Annotated in this window: 29 protein-coding genes and 1 other annotated feature; of the genes, 11 read left to right on the forward strand and 18 right to left on the reverse strand. The window is 52.3% G+C overall.

Going from position 1 to position 25892, the window contains the following annotated elements; genetic code table 11:
• From chuS to OGX96_RS19215, 4 genes are read left to right on the forward strand one after another with little or no spacing between them, the layout of a single operon-like run.
• The gene (gene chuS / locus OGX96_RS19200) at window positions 1–1032 is read left to right on the forward strand and encodes a hematinate-forming heme oxygenase ChuS (RefSeq protein ID WP_048226740.1); all 1032 of its coding nucleotides are present in this window, start codon (window positions 1–3) and stop codon (window positions 1030–1032) included.
• Window positions 1029–1850, forward strand: coding sequence for a heme/hemin ABC transporter substrate-binding protein (locus OGX96_RS19205; RefSeq protein WP_174770340.1), 822 nt, complete (start codon window positions 1029–1031; stop codon window positions 1848–1850). Before chuS ends, OGX96_RS19205 begins: the two co-directional genes overlap by 4 nt.
• The gene (locus tag OGX96_RS19210; protein WP_003832595.1) at window positions 1850–2842 is read left to right on the forward strand and encodes a FecCD family ABC transporter permease; all 993 of its coding nucleotides are present in this window, start codon (window positions 1850–1852) and stop codon (window positions 2840–2842) included. The genes OGX96_RS19205 and OGX96_RS19210 overlap by 1 nt, the downstream gene beginning before the upstream one ends.
• Entirely contained in the window at window positions 2835–3614 is a 780-nt protein-coding gene (locus OGX96_RS19215; RefSeq protein WP_198802072.1) for a heme ABC transporter ATP-binding protein, read from the forward strand. The genes OGX96_RS19210 and OGX96_RS19215 overlap by 8 nt, the downstream gene beginning before the upstream one ends.
• Here the strand turns inward: OGX96_RS19215 and selO are convergent.
• The 14 genes from selO to thrS form a co-directional block, all read right to left on the reverse strand.
• Complete coding sequence (selO, locus tag OGX96_RS19220) at window positions 3611–5053, reverse strand: protein adenylyltransferase SelO (protein ID WP_198802071.1); 1443 nt, start codon at window positions 5051–5053, stop codon at window positions 3611–3613. The genes OGX96_RS19215 and selO overlap by 4 nt on opposite strands.
• Window positions 5054–5114: 61 nt before the next feature.
• Window positions 5115–5828, reverse strand: a complete 714-nt coding sequence (locus OGX96_RS19225) for an EAL domain-containing protein (RefSeq protein ID WP_048235505.1) — start codon at window positions 5826–5828, stop codon at window positions 5115–5117.
• Window positions 5829–6146: 318 nt separating this feature from the next.
• Complete coding sequence (locus tag OGX96_RS19230) at window positions 6147–6611, reverse strand: NlpC/P60 family protein (protein WP_003832591.1); 465 nt, start codon at window positions 6609–6611, stop codon at window positions 6147–6149.
• Between the two features lie 77 nt (window positions 6612–6688).
• Window positions 6689–7438 carry a vitamin B12 ABC transporter ATP-binding protein BtuD gene (gene btuD, locus OGX96_RS19235; protein WP_008784579.1) on the reverse strand — a complete coding sequence of 250 codons (750 nt, stop codon included), beginning with the start codon at window positions 7436–7438 and terminating at the stop codon, window positions 6689–6691.
• On the reverse strand, window positions 7438–7989 hold the full coding sequence (locus OGX96_RS19240) for a glutathione peroxidase (RefSeq protein ID WP_003832585.1): 552 nt from the start codon (window positions 7987–7989) through the stop codon (window positions 7438–7440). Before OGX96_RS19240 ends, btuD begins: the two co-directional genes overlap by 1 nt.
• A 60-nt stretch (window positions 7990–8049) precedes the next feature.
• Entirely contained in the window at window positions 8050–9030 is a 981-nt protein-coding gene (gene btuC, locus OGX96_RS19245) for a vitamin B12 ABC transporter permease BtuC (protein ID WP_003832584.1), read from the reverse strand.
• A gap of 121 nt (window positions 9031–9151) precedes the next feature.
• Window positions 9152–9451, reverse strand: coding sequence for an integration host factor subunit alpha (gene ihfA / locus OGX96_RS19250; protein WP_003030571.1), 300 nt, complete (start codon window positions 9449–9451; stop codon window positions 9152–9154).
• 4 nt (window positions 9452–9455) lie between these two features.
• Window positions 9456–11843 (reverse strand): phenylalanine--tRNA ligase subunit beta, encoded by a 2388-nt coding sequence (pheT, locus tag OGX96_RS19255; protein ID WP_032943162.1) that lies wholly within the window; start codon window positions 11841–11843, stop codon window positions 9456–9458.
• Between the two features lie 15 nt (window positions 11844–11858).
• Entirely contained in the window at window positions 11859–12842 is a 984-nt protein-coding gene (pheS, locus tag OGX96_RS19260) for a phenylalanine--tRNA ligase subunit alpha (RefSeq protein WP_153753238.1), read from the reverse strand.
• A 124-nt stretch (window positions 12843–12966) separates the two neighbouring features.
• Window positions 12967–13091, reverse strand: a sequence feature (Phe leader region).
• Window positions 13042–13086 carry a pheST operon leader peptide PheM gene (gene pheM / locus OGX96_RS19265; RefSeq protein WP_001386830.1) on the reverse strand — a complete coding sequence of 15 codons (45 nt, stop codon included), beginning with the start codon at window positions 13084–13086 and terminating at the stop codon, window positions 13042–13044. (Overlaps the previous feature by 45 nt.)
• 120 nt (window positions 13092–13211) lie before the next feature.
• Complete coding sequence (rplT, locus tag OGX96_RS19270) at window positions 13212–13568, reverse strand: 50S ribosomal protein L20 (RefSeq protein WP_003030578.1); 357 nt, start codon at window positions 13566–13568, stop codon at window positions 13212–13214.
• Between the two features lie 55 nt (window positions 13569–13623).
• Window positions 13624–13821 (reverse strand): 50S ribosomal protein L35, encoded by a 198-nt coding sequence (rpmI, locus tag OGX96_RS19275; protein ID WP_003030583.1) that lies wholly within the window; start codon window positions 13819–13821, stop codon window positions 13624–13626.
• 96 nt (window positions 13822–13917) lie between these two features.
• Window positions 13918–14460, reverse strand: a complete 543-nt coding sequence (infC, locus tag OGX96_RS19280; RefSeq protein WP_048997935.1) for a translation initiation factor IF-3 — start codon at window positions 14458–14460, stop codon at window positions 13918–13920.
• Window positions 14461–14463: 3 nt separating this feature from the next.
• Window positions 14464–16392, reverse strand: coding sequence for a threonine--tRNA ligase (gene thrS, locus OGX96_RS19285; RefSeq protein ID WP_048214331.1), 1929 nt, complete (start codon window positions 16390–16392; stop codon window positions 14464–14466).
• A 304-nt stretch (window positions 16393–16696) separates the two neighbouring features.
• On the opposite strand from thrS, the gene yniD reads away from it, so the two are divergent.
• The gene (yniD, locus tag OGX96_RS19290) at window positions 16697–16804 is read left to right on the forward strand and encodes a small membrane protein YniD (protein ID WP_003030590.1); all 108 of its coding nucleotides are present in this window, start codon (window positions 16697–16699) and stop codon (window positions 16802–16804) included.
• Between the two features lie 164 nt (window positions 16805–16968).
• On the opposite strand, the gene OGX96_RS19295 is transcribed toward yniD, so the two are convergent.
• Window positions 16969–17727, reverse strand: coding sequence for a DUF481 domain-containing protein (locus OGX96_RS19295; RefSeq protein WP_003832568.1), 759 nt, complete (start codon window positions 17725–17727; stop codon window positions 16969–16971).
• Window positions 17728–18014: 287 nt separating this feature from the next.
• Here OGX96_RS19295 and pfkB point away from each other — a divergent pair, with 287 nt between their 5' ends.
• Both pfkB and OGX96_RS19305 read left to right on the forward strand, forming a co-directional pair.
• On the forward strand, window positions 18015–18944 hold the full coding sequence (pfkB, locus tag OGX96_RS19300; RefSeq protein ID WP_286583966.1) for a 6-phosphofructokinase II: 930 nt from the start codon (window positions 18015–18017) through the stop codon (window positions 18942–18944).
• A gap of 268 nt (window positions 18945–19212) precedes the next feature.
• The gene (locus OGX96_RS19305) at window positions 19213–20073 is read left to right on the forward strand and encodes a fructosamine kinase family protein (protein ID WP_286583968.1); all 861 of its coding nucleotides are present in this window, start codon (window positions 19213–19215) and stop codon (window positions 20071–20073) included.
• 64 nt (window positions 20074–20137) lie between these two features.
• Here OGX96_RS19305 and OGX96_RS19310 read toward each other — a convergent pair whose 3' ends face one another.
• Window positions 20138–20674, reverse strand: a complete 537-nt coding sequence (locus tag OGX96_RS19310) for a YniB family protein (RefSeq protein ID WP_008784573.1) — start codon at window positions 20672–20674, stop codon at window positions 20138–20140.
• A gap of 166 nt (window positions 20675–20840) precedes the next feature.
• Here OGX96_RS19310 and hxpB point away from each other — a divergent pair, with 166 nt between their 5' ends.
• The 4 genes from hxpB to tcyP all read left to right on the forward strand — a co-directional run bounded on the left by hxpB (window position 20841) and on the right by tcyP (window position 24627).
• Complete coding sequence (hxpB, locus tag OGX96_RS19315) at window positions 20841–21509, forward strand: hexitol phosphatase HxpB (RefSeq protein ID WP_003832561.1); 669 nt, start codon at window positions 20841–20843, stop codon at window positions 21507–21509.
• Between the two features lie 146 nt (window positions 21510–21655).
• The gene (gene kduD, locus OGX96_RS19320) at window positions 21656–22417 is read left to right on the forward strand and encodes a 2-dehydro-3-deoxy-D-gluconate 5-dehydrogenase KduD (RefSeq protein ID WP_286583970.1); all 762 of its coding nucleotides are present in this window, start codon (window positions 21656–21658) and stop codon (window positions 22415–22417) included.
• A gap of 83 nt (window positions 22418–22500) precedes the next feature.
• Window positions 22501–23100, forward strand: coding sequence for a metal-dependent hydrolase (locus OGX96_RS19325; RefSeq protein WP_008784570.1), 600 nt, complete (start codon window positions 22501–22503; stop codon window positions 23098–23100).
• A 135-nt stretch (window positions 23101–23235) separates the two neighbouring features.
• Window positions 23236–24627 carry a cystine/sulfocysteine:cation symporter gene (gene tcyP / locus OGX96_RS19330; RefSeq protein WP_006684833.1) on the forward strand — a complete coding sequence of 464 codons (1392 nt, stop codon included), beginning with the start codon at window positions 23236–23238 and terminating at the stop codon, window positions 24625–24627.
• A 63-nt stretch (window positions 24628–24690) separates the two neighbouring features.
• On the opposite strand, the gene cedA is transcribed toward tcyP, so the two are convergent.
• Window positions 24691–24954 carry a cell division activator CedA gene (gene cedA, locus OGX96_RS19335; protein WP_071992542.1) on the reverse strand — a complete coding sequence of 88 codons (264 nt, stop codon included), beginning with the start codon at window positions 24952–24954 and terminating at the stop codon, window positions 24691–24693.
• Window positions 24955–25123: 169 nt separating this feature from the next.
• Window positions 25124–25882, reverse strand: coding sequence for a chitin disaccharide deacetylase (gene chbG, locus OGX96_RS19340; RefSeq protein ID WP_103285097.1), 759 nt, complete (start codon window positions 25880–25882; stop codon window positions 25124–25126).
• Window positions 25883–25892 lie beyond the last annotated feature (10 nt).

Genomic DNA, 25892 nt, shown 5'->3' on the forward strand with positions numbered 1-25892 from the left:
ATGAATCATTACACACGCTGGCTGGAACTGAAGAAAGAAAATCCTGGCAAATACGCACGTGATATTGCGGGGTTGATGAATATTAGCGAAGCCGAACTGACCTTTGCACGCGTCGGTCACGATGCCTGGCGCTTACGTGGCGAAGTGCGTGAAATTCTCAGCGCACTGGAAGCAGTTGGCGAAACCAAATGTATTTGCCGCAATGAATACGCAGTACATGAGCAGGTGGGTGCTTTTACCAATCAGCACCTCAACGGTCATGCCGGACTGGTTCTCAATCCGCGCGCCCTCGATCTGCGTCTTTTCCTGAATCAGTGGGCCAGCACCTTTCATATCAGCGAAACAACCGCCCATGGTGAGCGTCAGAGCATTCAGTTCTTCGACCATCAGGGAGATGCGCTGCTGAAGGTCTATACCACGCAAAATACCCTCGTTGAGGAATGGGCAGCGTTGCTGACCCGTTTCATCTTTGCAGAAAACCCGCCGCTGGCACTGCAACCCGCCAACAATTCTGCGCCTGCCGCCGTCACGGTCGATGCGCAGACCGTCGATCAAGAGTGGCGAGCGATGACCGATGTCCACCAGTTCTTCGGTCTGCTGAAACGCCATGAACTCACCCGCCAACAGGCATTTAATCTGGTGGGCGACGATCTGGCCTGTAAGGTTTCTAATAGCGCACTGGCGCAGTTACTCGACACCGCGCGTCAGGATGGCAACGAAATTATGGTTTTTGTGGGTAATCGCGGCTGTGTACAGATTTTTACCGGCGTGATTGAAAAACTGGTACCGATGAAAGGCTGGCTAAACATCTTCAACCCAACCTTTACCCTGCATCTGCTGGAAGAGAGCGTGGCCGAAACGTGGGTGACGCGCAAACCGACCGCCGATGGACACGTCACCAGTCTGGAACTGTTTGCTGCCGACGGCACGCAAATCGCACAACTGTATGGTCAACGTACGGAAGGCGAGCCGGAACAGACGCAATGGCGCACACAGATTGACGCGCTAACGCCGAAAGGACTGGCCGCATGAAAAAACTGCTGGCCCTGATCGCGCTGCTGCCCTTCGCCGCACTGGCTGCGCCCGAGGAGCGAGTTGTTGCCCTCGGTGGCGATGTCACCGAGATCGTATACGCACTGGGAGCACAACCCTCCCTTGTGGCAAGAGACAGCACCAGCCAATGGCCTGTTGCGGCAACCGCGTTACCTGATGTTGGTTATTTGCGCCAGCTCAACGCCGAAGGGATCCTTGCCACACGCCCTACGCTGGTCCTTGCCAGCGCGCAGGCGCAGCCTTCTCTGGTGTTAAAACAGCTCGAGCAGAGCAACGTCAGGGTTGTCACGATCCCAGCAAGCAACGATCTTAACGCGATTGATGAAAAAGTTCGGGTTATCGCCGAGGCTACTCATCGGGGGGCCGACGGCGAAACGCTGCGCGCAACGTTACGTCAGGAACTGGCGACGCTCCCGTCATCTGAACTTAATAAGCGTGTGTTGTTTATTCTCAATCATGGCGGGATGAGCGCGATGGCGGCGGGCCAGCAAACCGGAGCCGATGCGGCGATTCGTGCCGCAGGTCTACGCAACGCGATGCAGGGCGTTAATCGCTATCAGCCGCTGTCACAAGAAGGCGTCATTGCCAGCCAGCCCGATCTGGTAGTGATTTCACAAGAAGGTGTTAAGGCGATGGGTGGCGAAGCAAACCTGTGGGCGCTACCGGGACTTGCGCAAACACCTGCCGGAAGGAATAAACAGGTATTGCAGGTTGACGATATGGCGCTGTTGGGCTTCAGCGTTCGCACGCCACAGGCTATTTTGCAGCTTCGTGCTAAAGCGGAGCAATTGCCCTGATGTCCCGGCGGATCACCTGTTCGTTGTGGATGTTGGCATTGATGCTGGTTGTAATGACGGTTCTGGCTACCGGTTTTGGCGCGTTGCGCCTGCCGGTAAGTCTGCTCTGGCGTGATGGCGATGAGGCACTGCGTCAAATCTGGCTCACGATTCGTCTGCCCCGCGTCCTGCTGGCGCTGGTGATTGGCGGCTCTCTGGCGCTCGCGGGCTGCGTGATGCAGGGGCTGTTTCGCAATCCACTTGCAGACCCTGGATTACTGGGAATAAGCAGCGGCGCCGCCTGCGCTGTGGCCCTGTGGGTGGTGCTGCCTGTCTCCCTGCCCGCGCTGCTGATGTTGTATGCTCCAATGCTGGCCGCTTTTTTCGGCGCGCTGGCGGCAACCGTAGTGATTTTTATCCTTAGCCAACAGCGCGACGGTTCACTCTCACGCCTGCTGCTGGTCGGCATTGCCATTAACGCGCTCTGTGGGGCGGCGGTTGGCGTTTTGTCGTGGGTCAGTAATGATGCGCAACTGCGCCAGCTGTCGCTATGGGGAATGGGAAGTCTGGGGGCCGCGCAGTGGTCCACACTGTTGGCTGTCACTTCACTGACAATCCCGACAGTGCTGATCATCTGGCGACTTGCTCCGGCGCTGAATCTTCTGCAACTGGGTGAGGAAGAGGCGCATTATCTCGGCGTTGATGTGCGTACAATCCAGCGTATTTTGCTGCTTTGTAGCGCACTACTGGTTGCCTCAGCCGTGGCGGTAAGCGGCGTGATTGGCTTTATCGGGTTGGTCATCCCACATTTAATACGTATGTGGCTCGGCTCAGACCATCGGGCCGTTATTCCGGGTTCCGTGCTGGCGGGCGCGTTTTTATTGCTGATTGCAGACACACTGGCCCGTACGGCGGTTGCGCCTGCGGAGATGCCGGTCGGTCTGTTGACCAGTCTTCTCGGCGCACCGTGGTTTTTATGGCTTATTTTTCGTCAGCGAGGACCGCATGGCTGAACATTTCATCGCTGAAGGGCTTCACTATCACGTAGCTGGCAGAGCGGTGATCGACGACGTATCACTCGCCCTTACAAAAGGTGAACTGGTGGCGCTCATCGGCCCAAACGGTGCGGGGAAATCCACTCTGCTACGCTTGCTGACCGGTTTTCTGAAACCGGCTACCGGGCGCTGCGTGCTGGCGGGCAAACCGCTGGAGGAGTGGCCTACCCAGACGCTGTCGCGACACCGGGCGGTAATGCGTCAGCAAACGCAACTGGGATTTGACTGGCCGGTAGAGGCCGTCATCGCGATGGGTCGCGCGCCCTGGACCCAACGACCGGAACCTGGGCTTATTGCACAGGTAATGGAGATGACCGGATGTACGCCTCTGGCAGGCCGGCAATACGCCGCGCTTTCCGGCGGCGAGCAACAGCGAGTGCAGTTAGCCCGTGCGCTGGCGCAACTCTGGTGCGACGGTGCGCCTCGCGGTTGGTTATTCCTTGATGAACCGACCTCCGCGCTGGATCTTTACCACCAGCAGCATCTGTTGCGCATGCTAAAAACGCTAACCGCTTCAGGTGAGCTGCATGTGTGCATTGTGCTTCACGATCTGAACCTCGCCGCACTGTGGGCAGACAGAATAGTGCTGCTGCACAACGGCAGGCTGGTGTCGCAGGGAAAACCGGAAACTGTGTTACAGGCCGATGATCTGAAGCGCTGGTACGGTGCTCAGGTACACGTTGGCCAGCATCCGGCCAACGCCTCCCCGCAGGTATTTCTGGCCCCTTAGCTTGAACAACTCACTTCCAGCCGTTTGCCCCAGTCAGGTGGACGGCTGGCATAGTCATCATCGCGATCGGCAAACGGGGTACGCAACGCCTGGTGCAACCGGTGCAGTTCGGCGTAATCCCCCTGCTCTGCCTGGCTAATCGCCCGTTGCGCCAGCCAGTTACGTAATACCATCGCCGGATTAGCCGCCTTCATCTGTGTTTGTCTGACTGCATCGGCAATATTGTCTTGCTGAAGGCGCGAGCGATACCGCGTGAACCAGTCGTCAAATGCTGCGCGGTCGATAAACTCATCACGCAACGGAGATTGCGCACTGTGCTGCTCCGTTTCGCTGAGCATGCGAAACGTTCGCGTATAGTCGCTTCTCTCTCGCGCCATCAGGCTAAACAGTTCGCTAAGCAGTTCGTTATCGTCTTTCTGCTCGCTAAAGAAGCCGAGCTTTTGCCGCATCCGTTGACCGTAACGCGTTAACAGCGTCAACTGGTAATTGTCCAGCGCATCATTGAGCGCCTCGACCGGGATAAACGGCGACAGGGTTTGCGCCAGACGTTGCAGGTTCCACAACGCGGCGGCCGGTTGATTATCGAAACTGTATCGCCCCTGGTTGTCAGAGTGGTTGCAGATATAATCAGGCACGTAATCATCAAGAAAACCGAATGGACCGTAATCCATCGTCAGACCCAGAATCGACATGTTGTCCGTGTTCATAACACCATGCGCAAATCCTACCGCCTGCCAGTCAGCGATTAACGTCGCAGTACGCGTGACAACATCGTTAAACCACAGCTGATACTTATCGGCTTCTTCCTGCCATTGCGGCCAGTAATGGCGAATCGCAAAGTCAGCCAACTCACGCACTTTTTCCGGCTCTCGGCGATAGTAAAAATGCTCAAAGTGGCCAAACCGCATATGGCTTTGCGCCACGCGAATGAGCATCGCCCCTGCTTCGACCGTTTCGCGATAAACCGGCGTGTCACTGGTGACAATCGACAATGCCCGCGTGGTCGGTATTCCCAGGTAGTACATCGCTTCACTGGCCAGGCTTTCACGAATGGTCGAGCGCAACACGGCACGCCCATCACCCATGCGGGAATACGGCGTGAGTCCGGCGCCTTTCAGGTGCCAGTCAAACGTTGAACCATCCGCGAGCTGTTGTTCGCCCAGCAGGATCCCACGTCCGTCGCCAAGCTGACCAGCCCAGACGCCGAACTGATGCCCACTATAAACCTGGGCTAAAGGCGACATCCCGGGAAGCAACGATTCGCCGCCCCAAACGCCTGCACCAGTCGGAATATCAAATAGCGCCGCAGGAATTGCTAATTGCTCCGCCAGCGCATCGTTATGCCAGATAAGGCGCGCGTTTTTCAGAGGGGTGGGTGAAAGCGCGGTATAGGTTGCTGGTAGTTCATCACGCCAGCGAGTGGTAAAAGACAGGGTCATAGGGCCTCCTGCCTCTAGTGTAGACTGTTAATAGGCTGTTAAACACCAGCAAATAAAAGGGTTATATCTTAGCGAGCGAAATTATCTGCGCAGGAGGCACCGCAGGCCACAATCCTCCCTGCATGGCACTGAATCCCACAGGCAAGACGCGCTCCAGCATCTCTTGTGTATCAATTCCGCTAATGATTATTGACTCACAGCTGGGCGATAGTTGCGCCAGAATAGCCCGCATAAACGGTTCAAACGAAATATGTGCAATCCTTTGTTGAACAAAGTTTTTATCCAGCACGACGCGTTTGAACAGGCCGTCAAAAATTGCCCGGGTTGATATACCGCCAGAACCATAGTTTGTCAGGACTAATGGAAATCGCGCAGCAAGTGCGGCCAATATTGGATTATCTTTACCTTTGTTTAACTCCGGATAGCTTTCATTAATAGTCAGCTCCAGAAATGAAAATCGTTCAACTTGTGAAGCAAATTCAGTATCTGATAATAAAGTATTAGCAACTGCTGGCGTTAAATTAATCCAGGCGGATACTTTTCGCTGAATAAAAAAATGTTGGCACGTTTCGATTAATTCTAGTTTTTCTACAAATAAACGACATTGTTCGTCGTCTGACATCCGAGGTAGGACCAGCTCGGTGGGTATACGCACATCCCCATGCGCACTGGCGAAACTGGTGATGATATCGACGAATTCAAGATCGCCTTTTTCGCTTCTCGCAGGAAGAAAAGAGAACTCAGAATGGTAAAGATTATCCAGTGAAACAATCATCGTGCCAGCCCCGCTGCATGGGTGTTATCCGGCATCCTGTAGCAAAGGATGGAGAAATACGTTACTGCTGATGCAAGTAGAGGCCCTTTCATTTTTCCCTTTTTAGCCGGTAAATCGAATCCTTTTTTTTAGCTTATCCTGATTATAAGCGAATATCCAGCTTTGCACTTTTTAATATCTCGGAATAAATCATATTTTTAGCAAGATACGCTCTTAATGTTCAGGGGTATTGTCTAACCAAAAGCAGAAATAAAAGTTAACTTTCAAATGGTGATGTTGAGGCTGCGCACTCGATGGCAGCCTCGGAGTTGCGGGGGATTAAATACGTCGCGCCTGCCAAAAGTTTTTACGCCAGTAAACGTTATCCAGAGACGAGCGCATCACGCCACGGCTGGTTGAAGCATGAATAAATTGATTATTGGTATCGTAAATACCAACATGCAGACCGCTTTCCCCAGACCCGGTTTTAAAGAAAACCAGATCGCCTGGCAGCAAATCGTCTTTATCAATTTCGGTACCAATCTTTGATTGCGTACGCGTATCGCGCGGAAGTTGCAGGTCGAATTTATCGCGCATCGTCATCAAAACAAATCCAGAACAATCCACCCCACTACGGCTCATACCGCCATAACGATAGGGTGTGCCATGCCAGGTTTGTAGCTGATCATTAAGACCGGCGATAACGGCAATAGAATCCGACAAGCGGGCATTTGGCGCAGGCGCACGATGGCTGCTGCAGCCCGCCAAAAACAATGCTGTGATGAAAAGGAGCCAAAAGCGCATTCAGTACGAATCCTCTGAATTTTATTTTTATGCCAATTTAGCGTGGAAATTATATGATTTTCAAGAACCCATTTCACTTAAGTGGTTGATATGAGCATTCTGTGCCCTTCAATATCCAAACGTCGGAAGTTGACGCCATAGGCCGCAGACAGATTGGCCGGCGTCAGTACCGCATCTCGTGAACCACTGGCAAGCAGTTTCCCGCGTTTGAGTAGCCAGGCTTTATGCGCATGGCGTAAGGTGTGATTAAGGTCGTGGCTACTCATCACAATCGCTATGCCCTGCAAACACAGCTGACTCAACAAGCGGTCCAGTGCGTTTTGTTGCGCGACATCCAGACTGTTCATCGGCTCATCCAGCAGTAAAAGCTGACCTAATGGATTCGCTTGTGGGCAAATCTGCAGGATAACCGCAGCCAGGCGCACACGCTGCCACTCACCGCCGGAAAGTTGGTTCACGCCGCGCCCCAGTTTATCTCCCAGGCCGAGCGCATCGGCGATCTCCTGTAACAGATCGGTGCGTGCTTTGTCGGGTTGATGCAGCGTCAGAAAATGCCAGACCGGCATGGCAAACGGCGGATTTTGCTGTTGCGCAAGATAGGCGCGATATTGCGCCAGCCTGGCGGCCGGCCATTCCTCCAACGGCATATCACCAAAAGTGATACTGCCCTCTCCGTTTGTCAGACCCGCCATACGCGCCAACAGCGTACTTTTTCCGGCACCGTTTGGTCCCACTAAATGCAAGATCTCTCCTGCTTTGATCTCACCAGAAAGCGGGCCGAGACGGGTCGATTCCGCGACGTCCTGTAGCTGCATCAATCGAGACATTAGTTTGCCAGCGCCTGCTTGATGGTTTGCACCAGGATGGGATCCTCAGGCGTCATATCCGGTGAGAATCGTTGCAGCACTTTTCCATCGCGACCCACTAAAAACTTCTCGAAATTCCACAGGATATCGTCCGGGTAGAGCGGCGCACGACCTTTGCTCGCCATTCGCTCGTAGAACCCACTGTCCGCAGGCGCAACGGCCGTTGGCGCGGCATCAATCAGCTTCTGATACAGCGGATGGCGTCCCTCGCCGTTGACGTCAATTTTGCTGAACATCGGGAAAGTTACGCCCCATGTGGTGCTGCAGTACGTTTTTATTTCCTCTTCGCTGCCCGGCTCCTGGCCCAGAAACTGATTGCAAGGGAAACCAAGAACGCTGAAGCCCTGTTGGTGCCAGGCTTTCTGCAGATTTTCCAGTTGCTCGTACTGCGGCGTCAGTCCACATTTTGAAGCAACGTTGACGATTAACAGCACATTCCCGGAATACGGCTGCAGTGAGGTAACCTCGCCGTCGATGGTCGTCACTTCTGTATCGAGGATAGTGTTTTGCATAGCATCTCCAGAACAACAGGTGGATTTTCAGTTTTTAATCATAGACCGTACCAACGCGTTCTAGCGCGCGGCTTTTAACAATAGCCAGATAAATACCGGTGCGCCCATGGTGGCCGTTACCACGCCGATAGGTAACTCAGCCGAGGCCAGCACCAAACGCGCGACAACATCAGCAAACAATAATGCGATTGCGCCAGCCAACGCACAACCTGGCAGTAAAACACGGTGATCGGTGAGGCCACACAGTCTCAAAATATGCGGGATCACAAGCCCAATAAAACCAATCGCCCCTGCCAGAGCCACGCTCACGCCAACCATCCAGCCTGTGGCAACCACCAGCAGGTTGCGCCAGAACCATAATGGCAGTCCCAACTGACGTGCAGAAGTCTCTCCTAACGCCAGCATATTCATCGGCTGCGACTGACAGCAGATCCACACTAGCACCGGAATCAACGCCACCATGAGCCAGGCCTGATGCCAGTCTACGCCACCGAAGCCCCCCATCATCCAGTACATCAGCTGACGTAAGTCAAACGAGGTAGAGAAGTAGATAGCCCATGTCATCAGCGCGCTACAGATTATCCCCAGCGCCACCCCCGCCAGCAGCAGGCGGCTGGTAGACAGATGTCGACGAGCGAAACGTAGCAGAATAAGCGTGATAATCAGCGCTCCGGCAATGGCGCAAAGGCCCAACGCCCAGCCGGGGAGTTGCCCCTGCCCCAGCAGAACCGCCGCGATAAGCCCGACTCCCGCGCCGTTAGATACGCCCAGTAATCCAGGCTCTGCGAGCGGGTTTTCAAACAGAGCTTGCATCACTGCGCCAGATAAGGCCAATGCAGCGCCTACCAGTAAAACGGCAAGGGTACGGGGAAGTCGAATTTGCCAGACGAACAGATCGCCGCGGGCGCTGAACCAGTCGCCGGGAGCGATCCATTGTTCTCCTGCGCACAAGCTTAGAATCGTTGCCAGTAGCATCAGTACTGACAGTGACAGTATCCAGCGCACGTTTCGGCGCTGTTGTTGATGGGCGAAAGTCAGCATGTTTTCCATTCTGCTGAAAAGAGATGGAGGTGATTCTACGGTGCTGATTCGGTAGTGAAAAGGAAAAAGGCCGCATAGCGGCCTTTTTAGTTATACGCGTCATACTCTGCGTATCGTTAAATCACTCTTCTTTGGGCGTTGCGTTTTCAACCCGGCTTTTTAACTTCTGTCCGGGTCTGAAGGTCACCACGCGCCGTGCTGTAATGGGAATATCTTCGCCCGTTTTCGGGTTACGGCCCGGACGTTGATTCTTATCACGCAGATCGAAGTTACCAAAACCAGAGAGTTTTACCTGCTCACCATTTTCCAGAGCACGACGGATCTCTTCGAAAAACAGCTCGACCAGTTCTTTGGCATCCCGCTTGCTAAGCCCAAGCTTATCAAACAGATATTCTGACATTTCAGCTTTTGTAAGCGCCATAGGTTCAATCCCTCAATGATGCCTGGAATCGCTCTTTTAATGCCTCTACACATTTGGCGACGGTAGCGGCAATCTCCTCTTCTTCAAGTGTACGGCTGGTATCCTGAAGGATCAGGCTGATAGCGAGGCTCTTATAGCCCTCCGCAACACCCTTACCGCGGTACACGTCAAATAAGTTTACGCCAACTACCTGATTTACGCCAACTTTCTTACACTCGGATAAAATATCCGCAGCGGGAACGTTTTCTGCGACAACGACTGCGATATCGCGACGGTTCGCTGGGAAGCGAGAAACTTCACGCGCCTGAGGCACCACGCGGTCTGCGAGCTTATTCCACTCCAGTTCAAACACCAGAGTGCGACCGTTCAGATCCAGTTTACGTTCCAGTTCAGGATGAACAACCCCAATGAAACCAATACGTTCACCTTTCAGATAAATCGCCGCAGACTGACCCGGATGCAGTGCTGGATTCGCTTCAGCTTTGAACTGAATGTCTGCCAGTTTGCCTGTCAGGTCGAGAACCGCTTCCAGATCGCCTTTCAGATCATAGAAATCAACGGTCTCTTTTGCCAGATTCCAGTGTTCATCATGACGGTTACCGCAGATCACGCCAGCCAGCATCAGATCCTGACGGATCCCGAGGTTGGCCTGCGTATCTGGCACGAAACGTAAACCCGTTTCGAAAATACGTACACGGTTCTGTTGACGGTTCTGGTTATACACTACCGTAGACAGCAAGCCAGTCCACAGGGACAAACGCATTGCCGACATATCAATAGAGATTGGGCTTGGCAGCAGCAGCGCTTCTTCACCCGGGTGCAGCAGCGACTGGACTTTCGGGTCGACGAAGCTATAGGTAATGACTTCCTGGTAGCCTTTGTCATTCAGCATGGTTTTTACACGTTTCAGCGACAAATCCGCTTCGCGATGCGTACCCATGATAAGACCCGCCTGAATCGGCGTGTTCGGGATATTGTCATACCCGTATACGCGGGCGACTTCTTCGACCAGGTCTTCTTCGATTTCCATATCGAAACGCCAGCTCGGCGCGACCGCTTTCCACTCATCCTGCCCTTCCGTCACGTCACAACCCAGACGACGCAGAATGTCACTCACCTGCTCATCGGCAATATGGTGTCCGATCAGACGATCCAGTTTGCTACGACGAAGCGTAATGGTTGCGCGTTTTGGCAGCGTGGCTTCATTCGTCACGTCAATGACTGGGCCCGCTTCACCGCCGCAGATATCAATCAGCAGGCGCGTTGCACGTTCCATGGCCTTATGTTGCAGCGCAGGATCGACACCACGCTCATAGCGGTGAGATGCATCGGTGTGCAGACCGTGACGACGCGCGCGACCGGTAATAGACAGCGGGCTGAAGAATGCACATTCCAGCAGGACGTTTTGTGTTTCATCATTCACGCCGGAATGTTCGCCACCAAAGATGCCGCCCATCGCCAGCGCTTTGTTGTGGTCCGCAATCACCAGCGTATCTGCATTCAGCTTCGCTTCGCTGCCGTCCAGCAATACCAGGGTCTCACCTTCTTTTGCCATACGAACAACAATTCCGCCTTCAATGCGGTCTTTGTCGAATGCGTGCATCGGCTGACCCAGTTCGAGCAGCACATAGTTAGTCACGTCAACCACGGCATCGATAGAACGAATACCGCAACGGCGCAGTTTTTCTTTCATCCACAGCGGGGTCGGCGCTTTAACATTGATGCCTTTCACCACGCGGCCCAGATAGCGTGGGCAGGCTTCCACGGCTTCGACCTGAATCGGCAGTACGTCGCTAATGGTCGCGGCAACTGGCGCGATTTCCGGCTCAACCAGCGGGGCTTTGTTCAGTACAGCAACGTCACGCGCTACACCGATGATGCCTAAGCAGTCGGCGCGGTTCGGCGTGACGCTGATTTCGATGGTGTTGTCGTCAAGCTTCAGGTATTCACGGATATCGGTGCCAATTGGCGCATCGGCAGGCAGTTCGATAATCCCGTTATGATCGTCGGAAATACCCAGCTCGGAGAACGAGCACAGCATACCTTCAGACGGTTCACCGCGCAGTTTCGCGGCTTTAATTTTGAAATCGCCCGGCAGAACGGCACCAACGGTTGCCACAGCCACTTTCAACCCCTGACGGCAGTTTGGCGCACCGCAGACGATATCCAGCAGGCGGTCGCCGCCTACATTCACTTTGGTGACGCGCAGTTTGTCAGCGTTCGGGTGCTGGCCACATTCAACCACTTCACCTACCACAACGCCATTGAACGCGCCAGAAACAGGTTCCACACCGTCAACTTCAAGACCCGCCATCGTGATTTGGTTTGACAGCGCATCGCTATCAATCGCCGGATTTACCCATTCGCGTAACCACAGTTCACTGAATTTCATTGTTTTATCCTGCCTTTATTTAAACTGTTTGAGGAAACGCAGATCGTTTTCGAAGAAAGAACGCAGATCGGTAACGCCGTAACGCAGCATGGTCAGACGCTCCATACCCATACCGAATGCAAAGCCGGAATAGATTTCCGGATCGATGCCAACATTACGCAACACGTTCGGGTGAACCATCCCGCAGCCCAGCACTTCCAGCCATTTGCCGTTTTTGCCCATCACGTCAACTTCCGCAGATGGTTCAGTGAACGGGAAGTAGGAAGGACGAAAACGAACCTGCAGGTCTTCTTCAAAGAAGTTGCGCAGGAAATCGTGCAGCGTGCCTTTCAGGTTGGTGAAGTTGATGTTGGTATCAACAATCAGCCCTTCCATCTGGTGGAACATTGGGGTGTGAGTCTGATCGTAATCGTTACGATATACGCGGCCCGGGGCGATAATACGGATCGGCGGCTGTTTTTCTTTCATGGTGCGGATCTGCACGCCGGAAGTCTGTGTGCGCAGCAGACGCGTCGCGTCAAACCAGAAAGTGTCGTGGTCAGCGCGCGCCGGGTGATGGCCAGGAATGTTGAGCGCATCGAAGTTATGATAGTCATCTTCGATTTCCGGACCGGTCGCCACGGTAAAGCCCAGCTCACCGAAGAAACTTTCAATCCTGTCGATTGTACGCGTCACCGGGTGCAGACCGCCGTTTTCGATACGACGCCCAGGAAGGGAAATATCGATCGTTTCTTCAGCCAGACGAGCATTCAGCGCAGCACTTTCTAATTCGGCCTTACGCGCGTTCAGCGCTTGCTGTACCTGCTCTTTGGCTTCGTTAATCACCGCACCTGCTGTCGGGCGCTCTTCTGGCGGCAGTTCGCGCAGGGTTGTCATCTGAAGGGTCAGGTGCCCTTTCTTGCCCAAATATTCGACGCGGACATTGTCTAACGCGGCAACATCTGAAGCCTGGTTAATGGCGGCCGTTGCACTGGCAACCAGCTCTGCGAGATGTGACATGGTTTTCCTCGTTATGTTGCGATATTCACTAGTCGCTCGTATTTACGCAAAATCATTCAAGTTGTATCAACGCGGCCAAAGCACGAATACAGCCATCACAAAGACAGCTTGAAGGATGACGCGTATAAAAAAAGCCTCCACCAGGGAGGCTTTTAGGCGCTGTTTTCCGTTTCTTCTTTCACGCGCAAGCCTCCTGAGTTCAGGTGCTAAAGTAAAAGAAGAAGCGGAAAATAGCAGCATTCATGCTTGCGTTACCTTGTGTGGTAAAAATCGGACAACCTTTATTGAAAAGGCTTACGGATAAATTGTCAACTAATTGATTGCACTACAAATAAAAGAGAGGGAGCCAGGCTCCCTCTTTTCACCGGCTTATGCCAGAGCTGCTTTCGCTTTTTCGACCAGAGCGGTAAACGCTACTTTGTCGAATACTGCGATGTCAGCCAGGATCTTACGGTCGATTTCAACAGAGGCTTTTTTCAGGCCGTTGATGAATTTGCTGTAAGAAATACCGTTCTGACGTGCTGCTGCGTTGATACGCGCAATCCACAGTTGACGGAACTGACGCTTTTTCTGACGACGGTCACGATAAGCGTACTGACCAGCTTTGATAACAGCCTGGAAGGCAACGCGGTATACGCGAGAACGCGCACCGTAGTAGCCTTTAGCTTGTTTCAAAATTTTCTTGTGACGTGCACGGGCAACTACACCACGTTTTACGCGAGCCATATGTGCTCTCCTGTATCTATATTCTTAGTAAAAAAATGAATTAAACGTTAACGGCTTATGCGTACGGCAGGCACGCGATAACCAGACCCAGATCGCCTTTAGACACGAGGCCTTTTGGACGCAGGTGACGTTTACGCTTAGTAGATTTTTTGGTCAGAATATGACGCAGGTTTGCGTGCTTACGCTTAAATCCACCACCACCGGTTTTTTTGAAACGCTTAGCAGCACCGCGTACGGTCTTAATTTTTGGCATTTTAATAACTTCCACTTCGCATTGTTAATAAACGAAACGTAGGCGAACAACGGCTGTGGAACCCGTAGGCTCCACAGACATTGCTACTTGAAGGCCTTACTGTTTCTTCTTAGGAGCGAGCACCATGATCATCTGGCGGCCTTCGATCTTCGTAGGGAAGGATTCGACTACTGCCAGTTCACTCAGATCGTCACGGACGCGGTTGAGCACTTCCATACCAATCTGTTGGTGGGCCATCTCACGACCGCGAAAACGCAGCGTGATCTTAGCCTTATCGCCATCTTCCAGAAAGCGTACCAGGCTGCGGAGTTTTACCTGGTAATCGCCATCGTCGGTGCCAGGACGGAATTTAATTTCCTTAACCTGGATAACTTTTTGCTTTTTCTTCTGTTCCTTAGAAGACTTACTCTTTTCATAAAGGAACTTGCCGTAGTCCATAATACGACAAACTGGCGGTTCGGCGTTAGGGCTGATTTCAACTAAATCTACTCCAGCTTCTTCAGCTTTTTCGATCGCTTCTCTCAGACTCACAATACCCAAAGCTTCGCCTTCCAGACCTGTTAAGCGAACTTCCAGGGCGCGAATCTCGCCATTGATACGATTCGGACGTGCCGTTTGAACTCGTTTTCCGCCTTTAATACCTTATTCCTCCAGTTGTTGAAGACTGCGGCTGCGAATCTCTTGTTGCAGCTTCTCAATCACTTCATTTACGTCCAGGCTGCCCAAGTCTTTGCCACGACGGGTGCGCACGGCAACTTTGCCTGCTTCTACCTCTTTGTCGCCACAGACCAACATGTAAGGGACACGACGTAAAGTGTGCTCGCGGATTTTAAAGCCAATCTTCTCATTTCTCAAGTCTGCTTTTACACGAATACCCGCATTTTGTAGTTTCTGCGTTAATTCGTTAACGTATTCAGACTGAGAATCGGTGATGTTCATGACCACAACCTGAACCGGCGCGAGCCAGGTCGGGAAGAAGCCAGCGAACTCTTCGGTCAGGATACCGATGAAACGTTCCATCGACCCAAGAATTGCACGGTGAATCATAACCGGAACCTGACGCTCGTTGTTTTCGCCAACGTAAGAGGCGCTTAAACGGGACGGCAGGGAGAAGTCCAGCTGTACAGTACCGCACTGCCATGCACGATCGAGGCAGTCATACAGGGTAAATTCAATTTTCGGACCGTAGAACGCGCCCTCACCCAGTTGGAACTCAAACGGGATGTTGTTTTCTTCCAGCGCAACGGCCAGGTCAGCTTCAGCACGGTCCCACATTTCATCGCTACCGATACGTTTTTCGGGGCGAGTGGACAGTTTGACGACGATTTTCTCGAAGCCAAAGGTGCTGTACATATCGTAGACCATACGAATGCACGCGTTAACTTCATCACGAATCTGCTCTTCAGTACAGAAGATATGTGCATCATCTTGAGTGAAGCCACGAACACGCATCAGGCCATGCAGCGCACCTGACGGTTCATTACGGTGGCAGCTACCAAACTCAGCCATACGCAGCGGCAGATCGCGATAGGATTTCAGACCCTGATTAAAGATCTGCACGTGGCCTGGGCAGTTCATTGGCTTAATGCAGTATTCACGGTTCTCAGAAGAGGTGGTGAACATTGCATCTTTGTAGTTATCCCAGTGACCTGTTTTTTCCCACAGCACGCGGTCCATCATGAACGGGCCTTTCACTTCCTGATACTGGTATTCTTTCAGTTTTGAACGAACGAATACTTCCAGCTCACGGAAGATAGTCCAGCCATCGTTGTGCCAGAACACCATACCCGGAGCTTCTTCCTGCATATGATACAGGTCAAGCTGTTTACCGATTTTACGGTGATCGCGTTTGGCCGCTTCTTCCAGACGTTGCAGGTAGGCATTCAGGGCTTTTTTATCTGCCCATGCAGTACCATAAATACGCTGCAGCATCTTGTTATTGCTGTCGCCACGCCAGTATGCCCCTGCGGTCTTCATCAGTTTGAAGTGATGGCAGAAACGCATGTTCGGCACGTGCGGGCCACGGCACATATCGACATATTCTTCATGATGGTACAAGCCAGGCTTGTCATCATGGGCAATGTTTTCATCAAGAATGGAGACTTTATATGTCTCGCCACGCTTCACGAAGGTTTCACGCGCTTCGTACCAGCTGACTTTCTTCTTAATGACATCGTAGTTTTTCTCAGCGAGCTCGTGCATCCGCTTCTCGAGCGCGTCGATGTCTTCCTGGGTTAACGTACGGTCAAGATCGATATCGTAGTAAAAACCGTTATCAACAACCGGTCCGATCGCCATTTTGGTGTGCGGCCAGAGTTGTTTGATCGCGTGCCCTAACAGGTGCGCACAGGAGTGACGAATGATCTCCAGACCTTCTTCATCCTTCGCGGTGATGATGGAGAGCTTCGCATCATGCTCAATCAGATCGGAAGCATCTACCAGCTCACCGTCAACACGGCCAGCAATAGTGGCTTTCGCCAGACCTGGACCGATGTCCAGCGCAACATCCATGGGGCTTACAGCGTGGTCGTAATGGCGTTGGCTGCCATCAGGAAGAGTAATAACAGGCATGTTATATCCTTATTTGCAGTGGTGACCCACACGTAAGATCACATACAAAGATTCAATATTTAAAATTATCAAAAAGGTGTGGGCTGATTCCCGCTTCACTCTGCGAAATATGTCACTGGTTGCCTTAAAGACCACACTGGACCTACACCCGCTTTTTGATAACACCGTTTGACAGTGTACACGGCATTACGGGTCGATCAAAGCAACAATCAACGCGCGCTCTATGATGTAAATCAATTCACTGACACCCAACCGTCTTTGTTACACTTGCACAAAGTCATCTAACCTGAGCAGGAAAAAAACAATGCCCACAAATCGCTTTGCGAAGAAACACTGGAAGATGGTTGTGATTCTGCTCGTTATTTGTGCGGCCATGTTGATGCTGCGCTGGGCTGCGATGATCTGGGGCTAAATGACGCTCCCCCACTGTTCCGCTTTCGTTTATTTATCGATTAATCGAATTAGTCTGAAAATAGCGCGTTATGGCCAGGTAAAAAAATAAAACGCAAATTAAATATTAAATAAACTTAACTTTAATTTAGGAAAGCCAGGTCATTTATTTGACCCGGCTTGTCATTACATCCGATAGCCGAGGGAAACTGTCGTACGGCGATCGGTATGCTCCGGCGCTGTTGCCGGCGGTTCAGAGTTCCAGGTCACGTTGTAAGCCACCTTTAACCCAAAGTGCTCGTTGATGGCAACGTTGAGGGCAGTTTCAGAGTTGAGCGTGGTATCGTCAGCGCCGAATACCGACACACCCTGAGTAAACTTGGTATTGTCCGTCATCTGCCATGCATAAGCCCCGGACGCATAGCCCAACGGCTGCGTTTCGGTGGTGCCATCCGTGTGCTCGTCATAGCGCACGCCAGGACCGAATTCGAAACGGAAGCTGTGCACAGGTCCGTTGAGGAACTGACGACCATAACCCGCGGTCAGCACGTCACGCTCGCGGTAGCCGTTGTAGCGGTCGGTCAACCAGCTTGCCTGTCCAAAGAGATAGTCATAGTCGGTCATGTTGTAACGACTACGGCCACCTACGGCATATTTCTCCGATGAACGCTCATCATTTGAGGAGGTATTGCTGGCATTTCCCCACAGAGACCATGCCGTCGTTTGGCCGTACCAGGTCATGGTGGTATCTGCGGTTAAAGAAGAACTTTTTGTGTTGCCTGACTGGGCGAGATATCCCGCGTTCAGGTTACCTTCAAAGGGTTTTTTCGCGCTGGAAGGGTCATCCATGACAGTAAAAACGGAATCATCGGCTACAGCATGCATTGACGCAAGCAGGCCTCCCGTCAGCAGTAATGCTGCGGGCACTGTCTTCAAAAGCTTCATTTATTAAGAGTCCGTACAACAAAAAAAGAGACCATTACGGTCTCGGAAACTTTCATATGGATCAATGACAAAAGACCCTTGAAAGGTAACAAATTATAAAAAGACTCGAATAACATAGCAATAAATTCTTATTTCATTTTTTGAATAAGAGCGTTCCTAAACCTTTATTTTATTTATATATCTTTATGACGATAATTTTAAATAAAGATATGAAAAATCATGTTGTTAATTACTTCACTTTCGGGAGGTTAAGTGCCAGACTGAGTTCAGCCTAACAGGAGGTAAAGATGGTACGTATCTATACGTTAACACTTGCGCCCTCTCTCGATAGCGCAACAATCACCCCGCAAATTTACCCGGAAGGTAAGCTTCGTTGTACCTCGCCGGTTTTTGAACCCGGCGGCGGCGGTATCAACGTCGCTCGCGCAATTGCCCATCTTGGCGGAACCGCAACAGCGATTTTCCCCGCGGGGGGAGCAACCGGAGAGCATCTTGTTGCATTGCTCGCCGACGAAAATGTTCCCGTATCTACCGTCGAAGCCAAAGACTGGACCCGACAAAATCTTCATGTCCACGTGGAGTCCAGCGGCGAACAATATCGTTTTGTCATGCCAGGCGCTGCGCTGACCGATGACGAGTTCTACCAACTTCAGGATCAGGTGCTGGAAATTGAGTCTGGTGCGCTGCTGGTCATCAGCGGCAGTTTGCCGCCCGGCGTACAGCTTGAGAAGTTGACCCGACTCATTACCACCGCACAAAAACAGGGGATCCGCTGTATTGTCGACAGTTCAGGCGAAGCACTGACGGCGGCGTTAGCCATCGGCAATATCGAACTGGTCAAACCCAACCTCAAAGAACTGAGTGCGCTGGTAAACCGTGAACTCACTCAACCCAATGATGTGCGCAAAGCCGCACAGGAAATCGTGCAAAGCGGAAAAGCGCACCGCGTTGTGGTCTCGCTTGGGCCGCAAGGGGCGCTGGGTGTAGATCGCGATACCTGCGTTCAGGTGGTTCCGCCACCGGTGAAAAGTCAAAGTACCGTAGGCGCGGGCGACAGTATGGTCGGGGCCATGACGCTTAAACTGGCAGAGAACGCGACTTTTGAGGATATTGTCCGTTACGGTGTCGCCGCCGGTAGCGCAGCAACCCTGAATCAGGGTACTCGCCTGTGCTCTTTGGACGATACGCAAAAAATATATGCATACCTTGCGCAGTAATGGCACCGTCCCCCTTTTAACAGAAGGGGGATGTTCCGGTAAAACTGTCGGCATGGGGGTTATACGTCTATGCTAAAAAATCACGTGATTACAAAGAAGTGAATCATGTGCAGTCAGGTGTCTCCACAACGGTACGGGGTGAAGAAGAACGACAAACATTAAGTGCCTTTCCAGCGATGACGCGTCCGTGGTGTGCGTCAGTTCGTGTTTTTTAACCGCATTCTTGCGCTAACCTTATGATCTGGCAGACAACATGGGGAGAGACATCATGTGGCAGGCTATCAGTCGTCTTTTAAGCGAGCAATTAGGTGAAGGCGAAATCGAACTGCGTAATGAACTGCCCGGCGGAGAGATCCACGCCGCATGGCATTTACGCTATGCGGGGCGAGATTTTTTCGTCAAATGCGATGAAAGAGAGCTGTTAACCGGCTTTACGGCAGAAGCCGATCAGCTGGAGCTACTTTCCCGCAGTCAAACTGTATCTGTACCGAAAGTCTGGGCAGTAGGCGCAGACAGAGATTACAGCTTTCTGGTGATGGATTTCCTCCCTGCCCGTCCGCTTGATGCGCATAACGCGTTTATCCTCGGTCAACAGCTTGCGCATTTGCACGAATGGAGCGACCAGCCTCAGTTTGGTCTCGACTTCGATAACGCGCTCTCTACCACGCCGCAGCCAAATACCTGGCAACGTCGCTGGTCAACCTTTTTCGCCGAGCAGCGTATAGGCTGGCAGCTGGAACTCGCCGCTGAAAAAGGCATAGCGTTTGGCAATATTGACGCCATCGTCGAACACGTTCAGCAACGTCTCTCTTCTCATCAGCCGCAGCCGTCTCTCCTGCACGGTGATTTGTGGTCTGGGAACTGCGCCCTCGGTCCTAACGGTCCGTACATCTTTGACCCTGCCTGCTACTGGGGGGACAGAGAGTGTGACCTGGCAATGCTGCCGTTACATACCGATCAGCCGCCGCAAATTTATGACGGTTACCAGTCTGTCTCGCCACTGCCGCTGGACTTTCTCGACAGGCAGCCAATCTACCAGCTCTATACGCTGCTGAATCGGGCAATTCTGTTCGGGGGACAACATTTGGTTGTAGCGCAGAAAGCGCTGGATAGATTACTGGCGGCTTAACGACGTACCGTGTTGCTTATCAGGCCTGCCGTTTCGCAACGTGGCAGGCCCGATAGAGTGGCACTTACAAAAAGCCCAGCAGTGAGAAGAAGAAGTAGCCGATCACGATAACGATCACCGGCAGAATATAAAGCGGGAAAATTTGTAAGAAGATTGTATGGTGCGGTACCACAATTCGCGACTCAAGTTGCTCGCGGGATAATCCTTCACTGCCCTTTGCCTGTTCCAGAATTAGCTGATCCTCAACGCCTTCGCGTAAGAAACGCGCCTGGCGGCTCATTCTGGCGCCTGAGTCCTGCAGCGCCAGGCCGATAAAAATCAGAATGAATATCAGCCAAAAAACGAGATTCAGCCCACTTTGAAAATCGGGCGTTGGCGAGTTATACCAGAACACGTTAAGAAAAGGTGTGTTCACCCGCATCATGTCGATCATCACATGGGCAAAATCGAGCATGACCGCGTTAATCCCTTCCTGCTTTTCGCTGTGCGCGTACATAAACTTCAGTACTGAAACCAGCGTTGAAATCAGCGCGGGAATGAAAACCACCCATCCCACCAGCCTTTTCAAGATGGCAATGCGTCCAGCTTGTTGATACGTCATGAGTTCCCCTTGATTAAGACGTGTCATTTTGGCCTAAGTTTACCCGTTGATTACCGTTTTCGCCTGATCTTTAAAGGCGGTATACTGCTGAATTAGCCATAATGAACGCTCAGAGTCCGTCCAGGCTGGCTCTAATCCCTTTTATCACCGTAAAGGAGAGGTTGTAATGTCAACCCCGCGTCAAATTCTTGCTGCAATTTTCGATATGGATGGGTTACTGGTCGATTCTGAACCGCTTTGGGATCAGGCTGAACTGGATGTGATAGCAAGTTTAGGCGTTGATATCTCCCGCCGCCATGAACTTCCCGATACCCTTGGCTTACGCATCGACATGGTGGTTGATTTGTGGTTTGCGCAGCAACCCTGGAACGGCCCCTCACGTCAGGAAGTCACCGAGCGCATCATTACCCGGGCCATTGCGTTGGTTGAAGAGACAAAACCGCTGCTGCCAGGCGTTCGTGAAGCTGTGGCACTGTGCAAATCTCAGGGAATCAAAGTAGGACTAGCATCCGCCTCGCCGCTACATATGCTGGAAAAAGTGCTGACCATGTTTGATCTGCGCGATGACTTCGACGCGCTGGCTTCTGCAGAAAAACTGCCTTACAGCAAACCGCACCCACAAGTTTACCTCGATTGTGCGGCGAAACTGGGCATTGACCCGTTAAACTGCGTAGCACTGGAAGACTCAGTGAACGGCATGATTGCCTCGAAAGCTGCCCGTATGCGTTCCATCGTCGTACCAGCGCATGAGAATCAGGACGATCCTCGCTTCGTTCTTGCCGACGTCAAACTAACCTCGCTCACCGAACTCACAGCCGCTCATCTGCGCGGCTAATCCTGTAACGGGCAATGATCGTATTGCCCGTCTTTTCAGACCTCCGCTTTTAAAACACCGTTTCATTTTTAATTGTATTTCTGTTTAACCTCTCCTATCCTTGCCCTATAGCGCAAGCGTTAATGACATAAATAGTTGAGGTAAACATGATTCAGGAAGCTTTTCGTCTCGAAGGTAAAGTCGCCATCGTCACTGGATGTGACACCGGCCTCGGGCAGGGTATGGCAGTGGCGCTGGCTGAAGCGGGCTGCGATGTAGTCGGCGTGAATCGTAAAATACCGCATGAAACCGCAGAGAAAATTAACGCCCTCGGTCGACGCTTTATGGCCATGCAGGCCGACCTCAGTCAACAAGATGCTCTCACCAGCATCGTGACACAAACGGTGTCGGCGTTTGGCCGGGTCGATATTCTGGTCAACAATGCAGGAACTATACGCCGTCAGGATGCGCTGGACTTCAGTGAAAAAGATTGGGATGACGTGATGAATCTGAATCTCAAATCCGTTTTCTTTCTGTCGCAGGCCGTGGCGCGCCAGTTTGTGGCGCAGGGCAAGGGTGGAAAAATCATTAACATTGCCTCGATGCTCTCTTTTCAGGGGGGTATCCGTGTACCTTCCTATACCGCATCAAAAAGCGGCGTTCTGGGCATCACTCGCCTGCTCGCCAATGAATGGGCGGCCAAAGGAATTAATGTCAATGCTATCGCGCCCGGCTATATGGCGACCAACAACACCCAGCAACTGCGCGCAGACAGCGAGCGCAATAAGGAGATTATCGATCGTATTCCCGCAGGGCGCTGGGGCACGCCGGATGATCTAAAAGGTCCGGTCGTGTTCCTCGCAAGTCCCGCCTCTGACTATATTCATGGCTATACGCTGGCCGTGGACGGTGGTTGGCTGGCGCGGTAAAGGCGCACTTGTGACAAAGGGTTACAACGTCACCTCTTCCGCCTACTGTATAAAACCCCTATACTGTATGAATCGACAGTTTATTGGGTTTTATCATGACGGCGGAAGGCCACCTTCTTTTTTCTATTGCCTGTGCGGTATTTGCCAAAAATGCCGAGCTAACGCCCGTTCTTGCGCAGGGTGACTGGTGGCATATTGTCCCTTCAGCCATTTTGACATGTCTGCTACCGGATATCGATCATCCCAAATCCCTGCTCGGCCAGCGTCTGAAGTGGATATCAAAACCCATTGCCCGCGCATTTGGCCATCGCGGGTTTACGCATAGCCTGCTGGCAGTCTTTGCCCTGCTGGCCACGTTTTACCTGAAAGTTCCTGATACCTGGATAATACCGGCCGATGCCTTACAAGGTATGGTACTCGGCTATCTTAGTCACATTCTGGCTGACATGCTGACTCCAGCAGGCGTCCCCCTGCTTTGGCCCTGCCGCTGGCGTTTTCGTCTGCCCATCCTCGTGCCGCAAAAAGGCAATCAACTGGAGCGGTTTCTGTGCATGGCACTGTTCGCGTGGGCAATCTGGATGCCGCAGACCGTACAAGAGAACAGCGCGGTACGCTGGTCTTCGCAGATGATTAATACACTACAAATGCAGTTCAATCGTTTCATAACGCATCAGATTGACTAATAAATCAGCCAAAAAGTCATTTTCGGTATAAACAATTCCATTTGAATATAAGAGGCAAGTCACAGTTCTGCTAATCTTGCGCCAACAGAATCACCTTTAAACGGTGATACGCATAATAAGATCAGGAGAACGGGGATGAACTTTCCATTAATCGCGAACATTATCGTGTTCGTAGTGCTGCTGTTCGTGCTGGCGCAAGCCCGTCACAAACAGTGGAGTCTGGCCAAAAAAGTACTGGTCGGTCTGGTCATGGGTGTCGTGTTCGGCCTTGCCCTGCACACCATTTATGGCTCCGACAGCCAGGTTCTTAAGGACTCAGTACAGTGGTTCAACATTGTCGGCAACGGCTATGTCCAACTACTGCAGATGATTGTTATGCCGCTGGTATTTGCGTCTATTCTCAGCGCCGTTGCACGTCTGCATAACGCCTCTCAGTTAGGTAAAATCAGCTTCCTGACCATCGGAACTCTGCTGTTTACCACGCTGATTGCCGCGCTGGTAGGGGTTCTGGTGACCAACCTGTTCGGCCTGACCGCCGAAGGTCTGGTGCAAGGTGGTGCCGAAACCGCCCGTCTGAACGCGATTGAAACCAACTATGTTGGCAAAGTGGCTGACCTCAGCGTTCCGCAACTGGTGCTGTCGTTTATTCCGAAAAACCCGTTTGCCGATCTGACTGGCGCGAACCCGACGTCGATTATCAGCGTGGTTATCTTCGCCGCATTCCTGGGTGTAGCCGCACTGAAACTGCTGAAAGATGATGCACCAAAAGGCGAGCGCGTTCTGGTCGCTATCGATACCCTGCAAAGCTGGGTGATGAAACTGGTTCGTCTGGTGATGCAGTTGACGCCGTACGGTGTTCTGGCGCTGATGACCAAAGTGGTTGCGGGTTCCAACCTGCAGGACATCATCAAGCTGGGTAGCTTCGTCGTGGCCTCTTATCTCGGTCTGGGCATTATGTTCGTGGTACACGGGATCCTGCTGGGTGTGAACGGCGTTAGCCCGTTAAAATACTTCCGCAAGGTATGGCCAGTGCTGACGTTCGCCTTCACCAGCCGTTCCAGCGCAGCCTCAATTCCGCTGAACGTTGAAGCGCAGACCCGTCGTCTGGGCGTGCCTGAATCCATCGCCTCATTTGCCGCCTCGTTTGGTGCCACGATTGGTCAGAATGGTTGTGCGGGCCTGTACCCGGCAATGCTGGCAGTAATGGTTGCACCGACCGTCGGTATCAACCCACTGGACCCAATGTGGATTGCCACGCTGGTTGGTATCGTGACCGTGAGCTCCGCAGGGGTTGCGGGTGTGGGTGGCGGTGCAACATTTGCCGCGCTGATCGTCCTGCCCGCTATGGGTCTGCCGGTCACGCTGGTTGCGCTGCTGATCTCCGTTGAGCCGCTGATCGATATGGGGCGTACCGCGCTGAACGTAAGCGGTTCCATGACTGCCGGTACGCTGACCAGCCAATGGCTCAAGCAGACTGATAAAACGATTCTGGACAGCGACGATAACGCCGAACTGGCGCATCGCTAAGTCTGTCAGCTAAAAAACAAAAAACCGCCGGAGTGTCATGCTCCTGCGGTTTTTTTGTATCCATTAATCGCTTAGTTCATTTTCCTGGCGAATCTGATTAGCCCAGCGCTGTGCTGATTCCGGGACCGTAAATGCAGGCGAACGTTGAAACGCCTCCCCCATTAAGACAAAAGCGACATATTTTCCGCGTAGTATCCATACGTCACGAAACGCATCCATTTTAATCGCATGCTCTGGTGGCGCGGGCTCCACGCGAGGAACATAGCTGATAACCGGACGATTTTGTTGGCGAAGAGGTTTCATAATCAGTTGCTTCACTAAAGACAAATTCTAAAAATCAGAAAACCGCTATCTTAGCCGATTTTGCCACTGGGCGGTGCAAAAACAGCGTATTCATGAAGGGAATGACTATATCGGGGATCGCAGACGGGTTGCAGGTGCTATTTGTGCCACAAGCAAAAAAATGCGGCGCACGATTGCGCCGCAAACTCAGGAATTACACGTTCAGAAAACTGCCAAGACGATAACCGCGCTCCGCAATTGCATATTTCAGTGACGAAGACGTCAGCACGTCGAGCTCAGTTAAGCGGGGGTAACAGTAGGCACTTTGACGAATAATGTCATCGATAAAGGCCGGATGACACATCACTTCCAGCGAAGACTCTCCCCGATCGGCTGACGCGTCCAGCGTCTGTAAAAACAGAGCCTCGGAAATCGCTTCGCCGTAAAACTCGCTGCTGAATCCCTGGGAGGTACGTAACGTTTCCGGAAAATCAGACGCCTGAAAAACGGTCTGACGATCGATACGCAATGCAATCCCCTTCTGGGCAGCAAACCCGGCTACGATAGGGAAAATTTGCGGGAACATATGCACATGGTGATGGCTATCCAGATGCGTCGGCTCCCGCCCGAACAGGTCAATAAAACGCTGATACTGCGCGGCCAGCTCCTGAGAAATTTCATCCAGCGGCAAAGTGTCCTCCTCTGCCATCTGCCAGATCCATTTCCCCAGTAATCCGTCACGCGTAAGGCCCGGCATTGCCGTCAACGGCCTACCCAGCGTCAGAACAAAATGCATCCCGACGGCAAGTGCAGGTATGTCACGACTCAGCTGTACCGCATGGTCAATCGCCGCACCGTTAACCAGTGCTGTTGTCGAGGTGACAACGCCATTACGACAGGCTTCAACAATGCCGTAGTTTTGTCCTTTACTCAGGCCAAAATCATCCGCATTCACAATCAGTATGCGTTCCATAGCCGACCTC

The sequence above is a fragment of the Citrobacter sp. Cpo100 genome, assembly GCF_030332595.1.
Classification (GTDB): domain Bacteria; phylum Pseudomonadota; class Gammaproteobacteria; order Enterobacterales; family Enterobacteriaceae; genus Citrobacter; species Citrobacter portucalensis.

Excerpts from the sequence above, each read along its gene's own strand:
- chuS (WP_048226740.1), top strand. The coding sequence starts at position 1 with ATGAATCATTACACACGCTGGCTGGAACTGAAGAAAGAAAATCCTGGC.
- OGX96_RS19205 (WP_174770340.1), top strand. The coding sequence starts at position 1,029 with ATGAAAAAACTGCTGGCCCTGATCGCGCTGCTGCCCTTCGCCGCACTG.
- OGX96_RS19210 (WP_003832595.1), top strand. The coding sequence starts at position 1,850 with ATGTCCCGGCGGATCACCTGTTCGTTGTGGATGTTGGCATTGATGCTG.
- OGX96_RS19215 (WP_198802072.1), top strand. The coding sequence starts at position 2,835 with ATGGCTGAACATTTCATCGCTGAAGGGCTTCACTATCACGTAGCTGGC.
- selO (WP_198802071.1), bottom strand. The coding sequence starts at position 5,053 with ATGACCCTGTCTTTTACCACTCGCTGGCGTGATGAACTACCAGCAACC.
- OGX96_RS19225 (WP_048235505.1), bottom strand. The coding sequence starts at position 5,828 with ATGATTGTTTCACTGGATAATCTTTACCATTCTGAGTTCTCTTTTCTT.
- OGX96_RS19230 (WP_003832591.1), bottom strand. The coding sequence starts at position 6,611 with ATGCGCTTTTGGCTCCTTTTCATCACAGCATTGTTTTTGGCGGGCTGC.
- btuD (WP_008784579.1), bottom strand. The coding sequence starts at position 7,438 with ATGTCTCGATTGATGCAGCTACAGGACGTCGCGGAATCGACCCGTCTC.
- OGX96_RS19240 (WP_003832585.1), bottom strand. The coding sequence starts at position 7,989 with ATGCAAAACACTATCCTCGATACAGAAGTGACGACCATCGACGGCGAG.
- btuC (WP_003832584.1), bottom strand. The coding sequence starts at position 9,030 with ATGCTGACTTTCGCCCATCAACAACAGCGCCGAAACGTGCGCTGGATA.
- ihfA (WP_003030571.1), bottom strand. The coding sequence starts at position 9,451 with ATGGCGCTTACAAAAGCTGAAATGTCAGAATATCTGTTTGATAAGCTT.
- pheT (WP_032943162.1), bottom strand. The coding sequence starts at position 11,843 with ATGAAATTCAGTGAACTGTGGTTACGCGAATGGGTAAATCCGGCGATT.
- pheS (WP_153753238.1), bottom strand. The coding sequence starts at position 12,842 with ATGTCACATCTCGCAGAGCTGGTTGCCAGTGCAACGGCCGCCATTAAC.
- rplT (WP_003030578.1), bottom strand. The coding sequence starts at position 13,568 with ATGGCTCGCGTAAAACGTGGTGTAGTTGCCCGTGCACGTCACAAGAAA.
- rpmI (WP_003030583.1), bottom strand. The coding sequence starts at position 13,821 with ATGCCAAAAATTAAGACCGTACGCGGTGCTGCTAAGCGTTTCAAAAAA.
- thrS (WP_048214331.1), bottom strand. The coding sequence starts at position 16,392 with ATGCCTGTTATTACTCTTCCTGATGGCAGCCAACGCCATTACGACCAC.
- yniD (WP_003030590.1), top strand. The coding sequence starts at position 16,697 with ATGCCCACAAATCGCTTTGCGAAGAAACACTGGAAGATGGTTGTGATT.
- OGX96_RS19295 (WP_003832568.1), bottom strand. The coding sequence starts at position 17,727 with ATGAAGCTTTTGAAGACAGTGCCCGCAGCATTACTGCTGACGGGAGGC.
- pfkB (WP_286583966.1), top strand. The coding sequence starts at position 18,015 with ATGGTACGTATCTATACGTTAACACTTGCGCCCTCTCTCGATAGCGCA.
- OGX96_RS19305 (WP_286583968.1), top strand. The coding sequence starts at position 19,213 with ATGTGGCAGGCTATCAGTCGTCTTTTAAGCGAGCAATTAGGTGAAGGC.
- OGX96_RS19310 (WP_008784573.1), bottom strand. The coding sequence starts at position 20,674 with ATGACGTATCAACAAGCTGGACGCATTGCCATCTTGAAAAGGCTGGTG.
- hxpB (WP_003832561.1), top strand. The coding sequence starts at position 20,841 with ATGTCAACCCCGCGTCAAATTCTTGCTGCAATTTTCGATATGGATGGG.
- kduD (WP_286583970.1), top strand. The coding sequence starts at position 21,656 with ATGATTCAGGAAGCTTTTCGTCTCGAAGGTAAAGTCGCCATCGTCACT.
- tcyP (WP_006684833.1), top strand. The coding sequence starts at position 23,236 with ATGAACTTTCCATTAATCGCGAACATTATCGTGTTCGTAGTGCTGCTG.
- chbG (WP_103285097.1), bottom strand. The coding sequence starts at position 25,882 with ATGGAACGCATACTGATTGTGAATGCGGATGATTTTGGCCTGAGTAAA.